Raw genomic sequence first — 14,095 nt, 5'->3', positions numbered from 1 at the left:
GAGACTTTGCGGGGGATCAACGAGGAAAGAAGTCGGGAAAAGAGGTGTTTGGTGTAGGGCGAATCGCTAATTCATTAACACCGTCGGGCATTGGTCGGTTGCTCTATGCTCGCCGCGCTCGCTATGCTGCTGAAACCTTTAATCGATCACGGATCCGGCCGTACCTGAGCCGCCTGGGATGTCATTAAAAACGGATCAGATGCGATGAATGCACCGCTGAAAGAATTCGGCCCGATCAAGGCCGTTATTTTCGATATGGACGGTTTGCTGCTGGACACCGAGGGCATTTACACCGAGGTCACGTCGATCATTGCCGGGCGTTATGGCCGCACGTTCGACTGGAGCATCAAACAGCACATCATTGGCCGTGGCGCCGGTGACCTGGCGCGTTATGTGGTCGAGGCGCTGGACCTGCCGATTACCGCCGAGGAGTTCCTGGTGATCCGCGAACCGCTGATGCGCGAGCGTTTTCCTAAAGCGCTGGCCATGCCTGGCGCACAGGAACTGGTTCGGCACTTGAAGGCCAACAACATTCCGATTGCGGTGGGCACCAGTTCTTCGCGCCAATCGTTCGGCCAGAAAACCACCTTGCACCGCGACTGGTTCGCGCTGTTCGATTTTGTCGTCACAGCCGACGACCCGGAAGTGGGCGCCGCCAAACCGGCACCGGATATCTTTCTCACGGCGGCACGGCGCCTGGGCGTCGCGCCCCAGGATTGTCTGGTGTTCGAGGATTCGCCGTTTGGTGTCACGGCGGCGAAAGCGGCGGGAATGACGGCCATTGCGATCCCGGATGCGGCGATGGCTGACGAAAAGTACGCCCACGCCGATGGCATTCTTCGTACGCTGAAGGCGTTCAAGCCGAGCGCCTGGGGATTACCAGCACTCGATTGGGCTTGATACAGAACAAATGTGGGAGCGGCTTGCTCGCGAAGAGGGAGTGTCAGTCGACATTGATGTCGGCTGACACTCCGCTTTCGCGAGCAGGCCCGCTCCCACATTTGATTGGCGTTGTGACCGGTATCAGGCGCCGACACCACCATCGATGGTCAGGCTGGCACCGGTGATGTAGCCGGCTTCCGGGCTGACGAGGTAGGCGACGAAGCTGGCGATTTCATCCGCTTTGCCATAACGACCCACGGCCATCAGCGGGATCAGGCTGTCGGCGAAGTCGCCGTCGGCCGGGTTCATGTCGGTATCGACCGGGCCCGGTTGCACGTTGTTGATGGTGATGCCGCGCGGACCCAGGTCACGGGCCAGGCCTTTGGTCAGACCGACCAGTGCCGATTTGCTCATGGCGTACGGGCCGCCACCAGCGAAGGGCATGCGGTCGGCGTTGGTGCTGCCGATGTTGATGATGCGGCCACCTTCGGTCATGTGCTTGGCGGCGGCCTGGGTGGCGATGAACACGCTGCGCACGTTGATCGCGAGGGTCTGGTCGAAGTCTTCGAGTTTGAAATCTTCCAGCGGTGCAACAGCCAGTACACCGGCGTTGTTGACCAGGATGTCCAGGCGACCAAAGGTTTCGACAGTGGTGTTCACGGCGCTGCGAATGGCCTCGGCGTCGGCGCTATCAGCCTTGATCGCCAGGGCCTTGCCGCCGTTACCGGTGATGCTGTTTTGCAATGCTTCGGCTTTGGCCGTGGAGCTGACGTAGGTGAAGGCGACCGTCGCGCCTTCAGCGGCGAGGCGTTTGACAATGGCTGCGCCGATGCCGCGAGACCCGCCTTGAATCAAAGCCACTTTGCCGCTGAGGTTCTGAGTAGTCATATCGATCTCCAAAGTCCCGAGGCGAGATGTCTCGGTTGATGGAGCCTAGTATCGATTGAGGATTACAGACTGTGTAGACGGTCATTGCGATAGTCTGTGTAAACCAAAAGTTTATAGTAACGCCTATGGAAACCTTCAGCAGTATCGAATGCTTCGTGCGCAGTGCCGAGGTCGGCAGCTTCGCCGAAGCCGCGCGCCGCCTGAGTCTGACCCCGGCGGCGGTGGGCAAGAGCGTCGCCAAGCTTGAGGCGCGGTTGGGTGTGCGGCTGTTTCAGCGCAGCACCCGCAGCCTGACGTTGACCGAGGCCGGTCAGCTGTTTCTCGGCGAAGTCAGCGCCAGCCTGCACACGATCCAGAATGCCGTGGCCAATCTGGCCAGCGCCGAAGGGCGACCGGCCGGCACGCTGAAAGTCAGCATGGGCACGGTGTTCGGGCGCCTGTACGTGGTGCCGTTGCTCGGGGAGTTTCTACGGCGTTTTCCGGCGATCAATCCGGACTGGCATTTCGACAATCGTCAGGTCGACCTGATTGCCCAGGGTTTCGATGCGGCGATTGGTGGCGGATTCGAGCTGCCTCAGGGCGTGGTGGCGCGCAAGCTGACCCCGGCCCATCGGGTGTTGGTGGCCTCGGCCGATTATCTGGCGGGGCGTGAGGCGATCGTCGAGCCCGATGATCTCAAGCTTCACGATGGCATCCTCATTCGGTCACCGCAGACCGGTCGCGTGCGTTCATGGCAGTTGACCAGTCGCACCCGGCAACACAGTCCATTGACGCTCACGGCGCGGATGACCATGAGTGATTCGGAAGCCGCGTGCGCGACCGCGACTCAGGGCTTGGGTATCGCGCTGGTGAGCATGCCGTTCGCTTCGGGGTATCTGGAGGCGGGGACTTTGCCGCGGGTGTTGCCCGATTGGTACGTCGACGATGGCAACATTTCTATCTATTACGCGGAACACAAACTGTTGCCGGGCAAGACCCGGGCGTTTGTGGATTTCATTATTGAGCAGTTTGCGGAGCAGGGGTTGGGGCAGCGGTTTAGTGCTATCTGAGTTTGGCTTGGGACTGAGGTGCTGCCATCGCGGGCAAGCCCGGCTCCCACAGGTTCTGTGGTGTACATCAGAAATGTAAACGACGCAGATCCTGTGGGAGCCGGGCTTGCCCGCGATGAACGATAACGCGGTCTACCGCCCAAACCGCCCCGGCCAACCGATGATGTTTTTCGGTCGCGGTGTCGCATACGTCCGCACTTTGGAAGTGGACAACCCCAACCGCCCCAGCGACTCGGCAACCGTCACCGCCGCCGTCCCGCCACCCCCCACCGGCACACCGGTGCGCCGACGAATCTGCTCGTCCAGCCCGGCCATCCCGCCGCAGCCCAGGCAAATTACCTCGGCCTTGTCCTCAAGCACCGCCAATTCCGCCTGACGCACAATCGCCTCCAGCGCACGCTCGGGATCGGATTCCAGCTCCAATACCGCCAAACCACTGGCCCGAACCGATGCGCAGCGGTCCCAGAGCCCGGACAGCTTGAGGCGATCCTCGATCAGCGGCACGGTGCGGTCGAGGGTGGTGACCACCGAATAGGCATGACCAAGGAACATCGCGGTGCTGGCGCCGGCATCGGTGATGTCCACCACCGGCACGTTGAGCAACTCCTGCAACCCTTCGCGGCCGTGCTCACCGTAACCGGCCTGAATCACCGCGTCGAAGGGTTGGTCGTAGGCCATGACCCGGTCCATGACGGCGATGGCGGCCAGGTAGCTTTCGAAATTGCCTTCGATGGAGTCAGCACCGAAGTAAGGCGTCAGGCCGACGATTTCCGTGCCGGGCGCGGCCACGGACTGAGCCTGGGGGGCGATGGCCTGGGTGATGGATTCGGTGGTGTTGACGTTGACCACGAGAATACGCATGGGAAGTCCTTATAGCGGGGTGGTTCTGCGACCCGACGGTGCCGGGCCGCCGTGGGATTAATGGCAGACGTTATCAACCGCGATGGATTCACCGCTAACGTCGGCGTAATGCGGCTGCCGCTTGGCGATGATCAGGTAGAGCATGCCGGCAATGCCGGCGCCAATCAGCCAGGAGAACGGCGATACGCTGTGGAAACCCGGCACCAGCGCCAGGACGATGGCGATCAGCGCCGCAGGAATGAACGCCGCTACGGCACGTAAATTGACCCCACGGCTGTAGTAATAGGCGCCGTTAGGGTCTTCGCTGTACAACTGCGGCACGTTGACCTGACCTTTTCGTACAAGCCAGTAGTCGACCATGATCACCCCGTACAACGGGCCGAGCAGGGCGCCGAGGCCGGAGAGGAAATACACGATCACCAGCGGGCTGTTGTAGAGGTTCCACGGCAGGATCAGCACCGCGATGGTCGCGCTGATGAGGCCGGCACGGCGGAACGTCAGGTATTTCGGCGCCAGGTTGCTGAGCACGAAGGCCGGGGCAACGAAGTTGGCCATGATGTTCACCGCCACGGTGACGATCAGGAACGCCAGGCAACCAAGGACCAGAAAGAAGGTATTGGGGATCGAAGCGATGATTTCCGTCGGGCTTTCGATGATCCGGCCATTGATCTGAAATTGCGCGCCACAGAGCAGGACGGTGATGCTGGCGAACACCAGAATATTCACCGGCAGGCCCCAGAAGTTGCCGACCTTGATGGTCCTGCGGCACGGCGAAGAGCGGGCGAAGTCGCAGAAGTTGAGGATCAACGTGCCGTAGATCGACAGCCACAACGCGCCGCCGGCAAAGATGTTGCGCCACATCTCGCCGCCAGTCAGTGGTTCGCGGATCGACCAGGCGATGGTTGCATCGGCCTGGAAATACATCCACCCGGCGAGGGACGCGACGGTCAGCAGAATCACCGGCCCGGCGAAGGCTTCGTAGCGTCGCACCATTTCCATGCCGTAGGCGAGGATCGCCAGTTGCACGAACCAGATCGCCACGAAGCACACCCAACCCAGGGTCGACAAACCGAGTATCGAATTGTGGTCGTAGTCGGCGAAGCCCGGATGTACCGCTGTCAGGAGCACGCGAAAGACTACCGACGCCAGGTACGTCTGAATCCCGAACCAGGCGATAGCGATAATGGCGCGGATCAGCGCAGGAATCTGCGCCCCGTGAATGCCGAAACTGATCCGGCTGATGACCGGAAACGGCACGCCGGTCTTCTGGCCCATGTAACCGGAAAGGTTCATGAAGCTGTACACCAGCGCCGCGCCGATCCCCAGGGACAGCAAAATCTGCCAGCCGCCCAGCCCCAACGCATACAGTCCGATGGCGAAGGAGTAGTTGGCAATGTTGTGAACGTCATTGGTCCACAGGGCAAAGATGCTGTAGCGACCCCAACGCCGACCTTCGGCCTTCGTCGGCGCCAGGTCCTTGTTGTGCAGTCGGGGGCTGAGCACCACCGGTGCTTGATACGTTTGATCGTGAGTGACGGAAACAGGGTGGGAGGAGGGCAGATCCAGCGCGATGTTGTTATTGGAGAGGCTAGTACGCATTCCGGCAGGCTCCGAGCTTGGCGTCGCGATGACTGTGCATGAGCATGGGCTCGACAAATCTTCGTCGCGGGCAATAAGCATCATTGGTTACGGGGCATCTGCAGCCTGTACGGGATAGGGCGCTTCAGGCTTGCGGATCTAAAGTGTGTGTATGTTTTGATAATTATTGTATACAAAACATGTATGCACTTAAGCCAGATCTGTGCCAGTTCCCGGTCTATGAATTTCGTCGGTAATTTCGTTTCGTTATGATTGTTCTGTAACTTGTTGAAATACAGGCAATATAAATTGACCGATTGAACAGGTATTTATTTTTAAGCGGGATTTGCAGGAAAGTCTGACTGAGGAAGTCAGGACACGAGGATGTAACTTTTTGGGGCGTAGAAACGAAAAGTGCACACATAAATGGCACCTATGGTGACATTTCTGTGTACACATTTATAAGTTGGACACAGAACCTGTGGGAGCGGGCTTGCCCGCGATAGAGTCGGCACATTCAGTATCAATGTGACTGAAAGATCGCCATCGCGGGCAAGCCCGCTCCCACAGGGGATTTCACAGAGCGGGAGGTTATGCCTTGGATTTGCTGATGATATTGCCCGCATGCAACCCGCATTCTTTCTGCGTCGCTTCTTCCCACCACCAACGGCCTTCACGCTCGTGCTGGTTCGGCAGCACAGGGCGGGTACACGGCTCGCAGCCAATGCTGATAAAGCCGCGCTCATGCAGGCTGTTGTACGGCAGCTCGAGCATGCGGATGTAACCCCAGATCTCTTCGCTGGTCATTTGCGCCAACGGATTGAATTTGTACAGGGTGCGCTCCGGCGTGGAGAACGCGGTGTCGATTTCCAGCACGGCTACGGCGCTGCGAGTGCCGGGGCTCTGGTCCCGGCGCTGGCCGGTGGCCCAAGCGGTGACGCCCGAGAGCTTGCGCCGCAGCGGCTCGATCTTGCGGATGCCGCAGCATTCGCCATGGCCATCCTTGTAGAAACTGAACAGGCCTTTTTCCTTCACGAACGGTTCAAGCTTGGTGTAGTCCGGTGACACCAACTCAATGTCGATCTTGTAGTGCTCGCGCACCTGATCGATGAAGCGGTAGGTCTCGGGGTGCAAGCGGCCGGTGTCGAGGCTGAAAACCTTGACGTTCTTGTTCAGCTTCCAGGCCATGTCCACCAGCACCACATCCTCGGCGCCGCTGAAAGATATCCACAGGTCATCGCCGAACTCGGCGAATGCGAGTTTCAGGATGTCTTGGGCGGATTTGTTGGCATAGGTCGTGGCGAGTTCCACGACGTCGAACGTTGGGCTCATCAGGGCGGCTTCCTACAGGTCGGTGGCGCTGGGCGCTCTATATGGCCTTGATGGTAACAAAAACCTGCGGCAACTGGCGCGCCCTGTGCGTTGCGCAGGCCAGCCCGAGTCGCTAGAGTTCGGCAATCTTTTTGCTCGCTCGACTCAATAATCAATACAAATGGGAGTGTCTTGTGGAAATTGCCTGTCTGGATCTTGAAGGTGTACTGGTCCCGGAAATCTGGATCGCCTTCGCCGAAAAAACCGGGATCGAATCCCTCAGGGCCACCACTCGGGACATCCCCGACTACGACGTGCTGATGAAACAGCGCCTGCGGATTCTGGATGAACACGGCCTGAAGCTCACCGACATCCAGGAAGTGATCGCCACGCTCAAGCCGCTGGACGGTGCCATCGAGTTCGTCAACTGGCTGCGCGAGCGCTTTCAGGTGGTGATTCTGTCGGATACGTTCTACGAGTTTTCCCAGCCGCTGATGCGTCAGCTGGGCTTCCCGACCTTGCTCTGCCATCGTCTGATTACCGACGATGCCGGGCGGGTGACCAGCTATCAGTTGCGTCAGAAAGATCCGAAGCGTCAGTCGGTATTGGCTTTCAAGAGCCTCTACTACCGGGTGATCGCGGCGGGCGACTCCTACAACGACACCACGATGCTGGGCGAGGCCGATGCAGGGATTCTGTTCCATGCCCCGGATAACGTGATTCGCGAGTTCCCGCAATTCCCGGCGGTGCATACGTTTGAAGATCTAAAGCAAGAATTCATCAAGGCCTCCAACCGCGCCCTAAGCCTGTAAACCGAAACCCTGTAGGAGCGAGCTCGCTCGCGATGAACCCGATGGCACCGCAGTGTGTCAGGCGTTCATCGTTATCGTTGACGTCCATCGCGAGCAAGCTCGCTCCTACAGGTTTTGCAGGGTATCGAGCAGCACTTTCACCTTGGTGATCGATTCCTGATACTCGGCCTGCCACTCGGAATCTGCGACGATCCCGCCGCCGCCCCAGCAACACACCTGCCCATCCTTGACCAGCAAGCTGCGAATGGCGATGGAGCTGTCCATCTCGCCGCGTACATCCAGGTACAGCAACGAACCGCAGTACAACCCGCGTCGGGTCGGCTCCAGCTCGTCGATGATCTGCATCGCGCGAATCTTCGGCGCCCCGGTAATCGAACCGCCCGGAAAACTGCCGGCGATCAGGTCCAGCGCGTCGCGGTCATCCGCCAATTCCCCGGTCACGCTGCTCACCAGGTGATGCACGTTCGGGTAGCTTTCCAGACTGAACAATTCCGGCACTCGCACCGAGCCGATGCGGCAGGTGCGACCGAGGTCGTTGCGCAGCAGGTCGACGATCATCAGGTTTTCCGCGCGATCCTTGGGGCTGGCCAGCAGTTCGGCGGCATTCGCCGCATCTTCTGCCGGGGTCAGCCCACGCGGCCGGGTGCCTTTGATCGGGCGGGTTTCGACATGACGTTCACTGACTTTGACGAAACGCTCCGGCGACAGGCTCAACACCGCGCCGCCGTCGGGCAAGCTCTGGAACCCGGAAAACGGTGTCGGGCACGCCGCCCGCAACGCGACATACGCGGCCCACGGATCACCTTGGCACTGCGCGCGGAAACGCTGGGCGAAGTTGACCTGGTAACAGTCGCCAGCCTGGATGTAATTCTGGATGCGCTCCAGCGCCTGACGATACTGCTCAGCGCTCAAATCGGCGCTCATCGGGCCGTTCAGTTTAAAAGGCTTGATGGAGGCCGGTGCTGGCTCACTGAACAGCACGATCAGGCGCTGACGCTCAGTCTCGGGCAGCTTTGGGTGGAACACCAACTGACTGGTCATCAATTGGTGATCGCTGATCAACGCCCAGTCGTACAGCCCGAAGCGTGCGTCGGGCAATTGCAGGTCGTCCTGCGCCTGGCTCGGCAGGTTTTCCAGCTGCCGACCGAAGTCGTAGCTCAGGTAACCGATCAGGCCGCCGGCAAACGGCAGTTCTTCAGGAACGCTCGCTTCGCCGAGTCGAGTCAGGTTGACACGAAGGCGTTGCAGGAAATCGTCACCGCTTTCATCCGGCAACACGGCCAATTGCTCCAGCGGCCAGGCACTCAGCAGGTCGTAGCGACCGCGATCGGCGATCGGCCGGCCACTGTCGAGCAGCACGGCGCCGGGGGCATGACGAATCGCCGCGAAGTACTCGGCGGGGTTGGCGCGATAGGGGAGCGGGGGTACGGAACAGGTCAACATGGGCGGGGCAGATCAGCCATCGTGGCGGGGGAGCGATTGTAGTCCCCTCGGGGAATTGCTCCTAGAGGGGATTGTCTTCACAAGCCGACTTACCCCGTAGGAGCTGTCGAGTGCAACGAGGCTGCGATCTTTTGATTTTAAGAAAGCCAAGATCAAAAGATCGCAGCCTCGTTGCACTCGACAGCTCCTACAGGATGGGCTCCTTCTTGGATCAACCCTCAACCGCCGGAATATGCCCAAACATTTCCTGAACAAACGCCACGCGCTCTTCAACCGTCTCTACCACGCCGCGCGCCTTCAACTCTTCCAGCCGCGCCTCGACCGCATGGGTGCGCAACGTCAGGCCACAATCATTGGCTATCTGAATGTTCAACCCCGGCCGGGCATTGAGCTCAAGAATCAGCGGGCCTTTTTCCTGGTCCAGCACCATGTCGACACCGATGTAACCCAGCCCGCACAGCTCATAACAGCCGGCGGCGAGTTTCATGAAACCGTCCCAGTAAGGCAGTTGCACGCCGTCCACCGCGTTGGTGGTGTCCGGGTGCTTGGTGATGATGTTGTTCAGCCAGGTGCCGCGCAACGTCAGGCCTGTCGCCAGGTCGACACCGACGCCGATGGCGCCCTGGTGCAGGTTGGCCTTGCCGCCGGACTGGCGGGGGGGGAGCCGCAGCATGGCCATCACCGGATAGCCCAGCAGCACAATGATGCGAATATCCGGGACGCCTTCGTAGCTGATGCTCTTGAAGATCTGGTCGGGGGTCACGCGGTATTCGATCAGCGCGCGATCCCGGTGTCCGCCCAGCGAATAGAGGCCGGTGAGGATGCTCGAGATATGGTGCTCGATTTCCTCGTGACTGATGATCTTGCCGGACACCGTGCGATAGCGGCCTTCGAAACGGTCGGCCACCACAATGATGCCGTCGCCGCCCGCGCCCTGGGCCGGCTTGATCACGAAGTCGTTGCGCCCGCCGATGATCTCGTCGAGGTTGTCGATTTCCTTCTCGGTGGAGATCACGCCATACAGTTCCGGCACGTGAATGCCGGCGGCGATGGCGCGCTCCTTGGTGATGATCTTGTCATCGACAATCGGGTACAGGCTGCGCTTGTTGTACTTGAGTACGTAGTCTGCGTTACGCCGATTGATCCCCATGATGCCCCGGGCTTCCAGGGCCTTCCAGGTTTTCCAGAAACCGAACATCAGGCGTCAGCCTTCTTGAGGAAAGCCTTGAAGCGCACCAGTTCGGTCAGGCGGTAGCCGCGATAGCGACCCATGGCCAGCATGAAACCCACCAGGATCAGCAGGATCGCCGGGAAGGTGAACACGAAGTAAACCAGCTCTGGCACGGTCATGATCAGGTGCGCCAGGGACGCCGCGAACAGCGTGCCGATCGCCACTTTCATGGCGTGGCCGGAACCGCGTTCTTCCCAGGTGATCGACAGGCGTTCGATGGTCATGGTCAGAATCACCATCGGGAACAGTGCCACCGACAACCCGCGTTCGAGGCCGAGTTTATGGCTGAGCAGGCTGATCGTCGCGATCAGCACCACCACGAAGGTCAGCACCACCGACAGCCTCGGCAGCATCTGCAGCTTCAAGTGCTCAAGGTAGGAGCGCAGCGACAGCCCCAGCGCCGTGATGATGGTAAACAGCACGATGCCGAAGCCGAGCTGGGTTTCGCGGAAGGCCAGGGCGATCAGTACCGGCGTAAAGGTGCCGAGGGTCTGAATGCCGATCAGGTTGCGCAGGATCAGAATCACCAGCACGCCAATCGGGATCATCACCATGATCATGAACGTCTGCTGGGTTTGCAGCGGCAGGCCGTACAGCGAGTATTCGAGGAAGTTGGCGTCGGTGTTTTCGTCGGTCAGCTTGGCCAGGCGAATGGCGTTCATTTCGCTGTTGTTCATGCTGAACGTGACGGTGGCTTTCTTGCCGCCATCGACGGTGATCAGGTTTTCATCGCCGGTCCACCACAGCAGGCGGTCGGTCGGCAGGCCCTGTTCGCCGGTTTCCGGGTTGAAGTACAGCCAGTCGGTGCCGTTGAAGCTGCGCAGCCAGAGTTCCGGGACTTGCGGTTGGTCGGCCACCAGACGGATGGTGTGGACCTTCTCCACCGGCACGTGGGCAATCGACAGTACCAACTCGACGATCCTGGCTTTGTTGGCGGTGGCCGGATCGCCAGCCAGGAGCAGTTTCACGTTGTCGTCGTTGAGGTTGTTGACCCGCTTGATCGCTTCGCCGATGAAGGTTTCGACGTCGGCCGAGTGTTGGCGGATTGGCGCGAGCAGGGCTTCGGCGGCAATTTTTTCCGCGCCTTCGACGGCGATACTGTCGCGAAAGGTCGGACCTTTGACCTTGAGCTTTTCACCGGAGTAGCGCTTGGTCAGCACCAGGCGGTAATACAGGGTCTGGTTGCCTTTGGCCCGACGTGCCGACCAGGTGACCTTGCGGTTGCCGTCGACACGGTTCACGGCCACGCCGTAGTTATTGGAGATGAAACTCTCGTTGAGGCTGACGTAATCGCGGCTCAGCGGCGGCACGAACATCTGGATCTTGACCGGGTCTTTGGCACTGGCGACGAACTCGACCTTGGCGTCGATGTTCCACAAGTCGTCAGTAGCGTCTTCGGTGACGGGAATCCCGAGCACGAAGATCTGATAGGCCGTAACTGAAATGCCCAGCACCACCAGGATGGCGATCAGGAACTTCAGGTGGAGGGTAAGAGAGCGCATTGGAATTACTCTGCGGTATGTGCGTCGGTGGCGCAGGCGGGTTTGCCAGCAGCGTATTTAAGGCTGGGGTCGACCAGCGCATCGAAGCGTTTGAGCGCTTCGGAGCCGATCAGGAGCGGGTATTGGAAGGCGCTGCGGTCAGTCAAGTTCACTTCTATGCTGCGTAAAGCCGAACCCATGCAGATATCCAGTTCGATCACCGGACGGGCGGTGTACTTCTTGCCTTCGTCCGGGTCGTAGTCGCCGGCCCGGCGCTTGATCTTGCTGACGCGGGCCAGTGGGCGCTCGATCGGGTGCGAATGGGCTGCGTCGATCGCCAGATAAAAGCGCACCCAGGATTCGCCATTGCGTTTGAAGCGTTTGATGTCACGGGCGCTCAGGGAAGCGGTTTTCGCCCCGGTGTCGAGTTTGGCGGCGACTTCCAGGGCGATGCCGTCCAAAGAAGCGTACTCGTTGAGGCCATACACGGTCTTTTCCCCCGCCGCGGCAACACCGGGCAGGCACAGTAGATAAAGGAAAGCGGGGAAGGGCTTGAGTCTCATAAATCCTGGTGCGCAGCGGTCCGTGTTTCGATTCAAGGCCCTGGCATCGCTGCGCAAGCTCCCTCGTATGCCTATCAACTATTTATGACAAGCAGTGCAGATGTCACAAACAAATGCGGGCGGCATTCTAGCACGGTGGGTTTGTGGCGCCAGCGCTGGCAGGCGGCTATAAACAGAGGTGCTGCTTCGTTATGGTGCAGGCGGTTATTAGACGATTGTCGACAATACCGATTTTCTCTTTGACTATTTGCCCTGTATTCGCTAGTTTTTGCGGCATCAGCTTTCAAGGTGTCGACAATATGCTGGATCAACTCGATCCCCCGGTCATTGCTCAAGACGATTCGGAAACACTTTCCGAGAACGTGTTCCGCCGCATTCAGGCGGCCATCGTCAAGGGCGAGATCGCCCCGGGCAGCAAGATCTCCGAGCCGGAACTGGCGCGCACCTATGGCATCAGCCGCGGGCCGCTGCGTGAGGCGATCCACCGTCTGGAAGGCCAGCGCCTGCTGGTTCGCGTGCCGCACGTCGGGGCGCGGGTGGTGTCGCTCAACCACGCCGAACTGCTGGAACTCTACGAAATCCGCGAGTCCCTCGAAGGCATGGCCTGCCGCCTGGCAGCCGAACGCATGACCCTCGAAGAAATCGACGAGCTGCGCCGGGTCCTCGAAACCCACGAGCGCGATGCGGCGTTTCAGGCCGGCGTCGGTTACTACCAGCAGGAAGGCGATTTCGACTTTCATTACCGAATCATCCAGGGCAGCGGCAACCGCACCCTGACGCAAATGCTCTGCGGCGAGCTGTATCAACTGGTGCGCATGTACCGCATCCAGTTTTCCACCACGCCCAATCGGCCGCGCCAGGCCTTTGCCGAGCACCACCGAATTCTCGATGCCATTGCCGACCGCGACGGTGAACTGGCCGAGTTGTTGATGCGCCGCCACATCGGCGCCTCCAAACGCAATATCGCCCGTCATTACCAGGACGGCGCTAACCCGACAGCCACTGAACGAGGTGAGTCATGAGTTTGAACAAGAGCACTCCAGGCCAGCGTTTCCGCGATGCGGTCGCCAGCGAGCATCCATTGCAAGTGGTCGGCGCGATCAACGCCAACCATGCGCTGCTGGCCAAGCGCGCCGGTTTCAAGGCTATCTATCTGTCGGGTGGCGGCGTGGCTGCCGGCTCCCTCGGCGTGCCGGACCTGGGCATCACCAGCCTGGACGACGTGCTGACCGACGTGCGCCGCATCACTGACGTCTGCGACCTGCCGCTGCTGGTGGACGTGGACACCGGTTTCGGTTCCTCGGCGTTCAACGTCGCGCGCACCGTCAAGTCGATGATCAAGTTTGGCGCCGCGGCGATCCACATCGAAGACCAGGTCGGCGCCAAGCGCTGCGGTCACCGTCCTAATAAAGAGATCGTGTCGCTGCAGGAAATGGTCGACCGGATCAAGGCCGCCGTCGATGCGCGCACCGATGACAGTTTCGTGATCATGGCCCGTACCGATGCCCTGGCGGTGGAAGGTCTGGAATCTGCACTGGATCGCGCCGCGGCGTGCATCGAGGCCGGCGCCGACATGGTGTTCCCGGAAGCCATCACTGAACTTGAAATGTACAAGCTGTTCGCCAGCCGCGTGAAAGCGCCGATCCTGGCTAACATCACTGAATTCGGCGCGACCCCGCTGTACACCACCGAGCAACTCGCCGCTGCCGACGTGTCGCTGGTGCTGTACCCGTTGTCGGCTTTCCGCGCGATGAACAAAGCCGCGGAAAACGTCTACACCGCGATCCGTCGCGACGGCACGCAACAGAACGTCATCGACACCATGCAGACCCGCATGGAGCTTTACGATCGCATCGACTACCACACCTTCGAACAGAAGCTTGATGCGTTGTTTGCTGCCAAGAAATGAAGATCAAAAGATCGCAGCCTCGCTTCGCTCGACAGCTCCTACAGGGGTGTTGCCGACGAGGTCCCTGTAGGCGCTGTCGAATGCAAC

13 protein-coding genes are annotated in these 14,095 nt (G+C 60.0%); 5 read left to right on the top strand and 8 right to left on the bottom strand.

The window, feature by feature from the left end; translation table 11 throughout:
- Nucleotides 1-204 precede the first annotated feature (204 nt).
- Nucleotides 205-900 carry an HAD-IA family hydrolase gene (locus AEQ67_RS15250; RefSeq protein ID WP_059404647.1) on the top strand — a complete coding sequence of 232 codons (696 nt, stop codon included), beginning with the start codon at nucleotides 205-207 and terminating at the stop codon, nucleotides 898-900.
- Between the two features lie 123 nt (nucleotides 901-1,023).
- Here the strand turns inward: AEQ67_RS15250 and AEQ67_RS15245 are convergent, their stop codons facing one another.
- Nucleotides 1,024-1,770 (bottom strand): 3-oxoacyl-ACP reductase family protein, encoded by a 747-nt coding sequence (locus AEQ67_RS15245; protein ID WP_059404646.1) that lies wholly within the window; start codon nucleotides 1,768-1,770, stop codon nucleotides 1,024-1,026.
- Between the two features lie 125 nt (nucleotides 1,771-1,895).
- On the opposite strand from AEQ67_RS15245, the gene AEQ67_RS15240 reads away from it, so the two are divergent.
- Nucleotides 1,896-2,819, top strand: coding sequence for a LysR family transcriptional regulator (locus AEQ67_RS15240; protein ID WP_059404645.1), 924 nt, complete (start codon nucleotides 1,896-1,898; stop codon nucleotides 2,817-2,819).
- A gap of 132 nt (nucleotides 2,820-2,951) precedes the next feature.
- On the opposite strand, the gene AEQ67_RS15235 is transcribed toward AEQ67_RS15240, so the two are convergent.
- From AEQ67_RS15235 to AEQ67_RS15225, 3 genes are all read right to left on the bottom strand, one after another.
- Complete coding sequence (locus tag AEQ67_RS15235; RefSeq protein WP_059404644.1) at nucleotides 2,952-3,680, bottom strand: aspartate/glutamate racemase family protein; 729 nt, start codon at nucleotides 3,678-3,680, stop codon at nucleotides 2,952-2,954.
- 57 nt (nucleotides 3,681-3,737) lie between these two features.
- Nucleotides 3,738-5,279 carry an NCS1 family nucleobase:cation symporter-1 gene (locus tag AEQ67_RS15230; protein ID WP_059404643.1) on the bottom strand — a complete coding sequence of 514 codons (1,542 nt, stop codon included), beginning with the start codon at nucleotides 5,277-5,279 and terminating at the stop codon, nucleotides 3,738-3,740.
- Nucleotides 5,280-5,849: 570 nt separating this feature from the next.
- Entirely contained in the window at nucleotides 5,850-6,590 is a 741-nt protein-coding gene (locus AEQ67_RS15225) for a phosphoadenylyl-sulfate reductase (protein WP_008027340.1), read from the bottom strand.
- A 173-nt stretch (nucleotides 6,591-6,763) separates the two neighbouring features.
- On the opposite strand from AEQ67_RS15225, the gene thrH reads away from it, so the two are divergent.
- Nucleotides 6,764-7,381: a bifunctional phosphoserine phosphatase/homoserine phosphotransferase ThrH gene (thrH, locus tag AEQ67_RS15220; protein ID WP_008027341.1), complete on the top strand. Its 618-nt coding sequence runs from the start codon at nucleotides 6,764-6,766 to the stop codon at nucleotides 7,379-7,381.
- Between the two features lie 105 nt (nucleotides 7,382-7,486).
- Here thrH and pabB read toward each other — a convergent pair whose 3' ends face one another.
- The 4 genes from pabB to rloA all read right to left on the bottom strand — a co-directional run bounded on the left by pabB (nucleotide 7,487) and on the right by rloA (nucleotide 12,099).
- A complete protein-coding gene (pabB, locus tag AEQ67_RS15215; RefSeq protein ID WP_059404642.1) occupies nucleotides 7,487-8,824 on the bottom strand; it encodes an aminodeoxychorismate synthase component I in 1,338 nt (445 codons plus the stop codon).
- Between the two features lie 211 nt (nucleotides 8,825-9,035).
- The gene (locus tag AEQ67_RS15210; protein ID WP_059404641.1) at nucleotides 9,036-10,022 is read right to left on the bottom strand and encodes an alpha-L-glutamate ligase-like protein; all 987 of its coding nucleotides are present in this window, start codon (nucleotides 10,020-10,022) and stop codon (nucleotides 9,036-9,038) included.
- Nucleotides 10,022-11,557 carry an osmotic stress tolerance membrane protein RloB gene (rloB, locus tag AEQ67_RS15205; RefSeq protein ID WP_059404640.1) on the bottom strand — a complete coding sequence of 512 codons (1,536 nt, stop codon included), beginning with the start codon at nucleotides 11,555-11,557 and terminating at the stop codon, nucleotides 10,022-10,024. The genes AEQ67_RS15210 and rloB overlap by 1 nt, the downstream gene beginning before the upstream one ends.
- Nucleotides 11,558-11,562: 5 nt before the next feature.
- On the bottom strand, nucleotides 11,563-12,099 hold the full coding sequence (rloA, locus tag AEQ67_RS15200; RefSeq protein WP_059404639.1) for a retropepsin-like aspartic peptidase RloA: 537 nt from the start codon (nucleotides 12,097-12,099) through the stop codon (nucleotides 11,563-11,565).
- 302 nt (nucleotides 12,100-12,401) lie between these two features.
- On the opposite strand from rloA, the gene AEQ67_RS15195 reads away from it, so the two are divergent.
- On the top strand, nucleotides 12,402-13,121 hold the full coding sequence (locus AEQ67_RS15195) for a GntR family transcriptional regulator (RefSeq protein ID WP_177333652.1): 720 nt from the start codon (nucleotides 12,402-12,404) through the stop codon (nucleotides 13,119-13,121).
- Complete coding sequence (gene prpB / locus AEQ67_RS15190) at nucleotides 13,118-14,008, top strand: methylisocitrate lyase (RefSeq protein ID WP_059404637.1); 891 nt, start codon at nucleotides 13,118-13,120, stop codon at nucleotides 14,006-14,008. The genes AEQ67_RS15195 and prpB overlap by 4 nt, the downstream gene beginning before the upstream one ends.
- Nucleotides 14,009-14,095: the final 87 nt, after the last annotated feature.

This window comes from Pseudomonas sp. RIT-PI-q (genome assembly GCF_001297125.1).
Taxonomy (GTDB): Bacteria; Pseudomonadota; Gammaproteobacteria; order Pseudomonadales; family Pseudomonadaceae; genus Aquipseudomonas.
The sequence above is the reverse complement of the archived record's forward strand: the minus strand, read 5'-3'. Positions and strand labels throughout refer to the sequence as shown.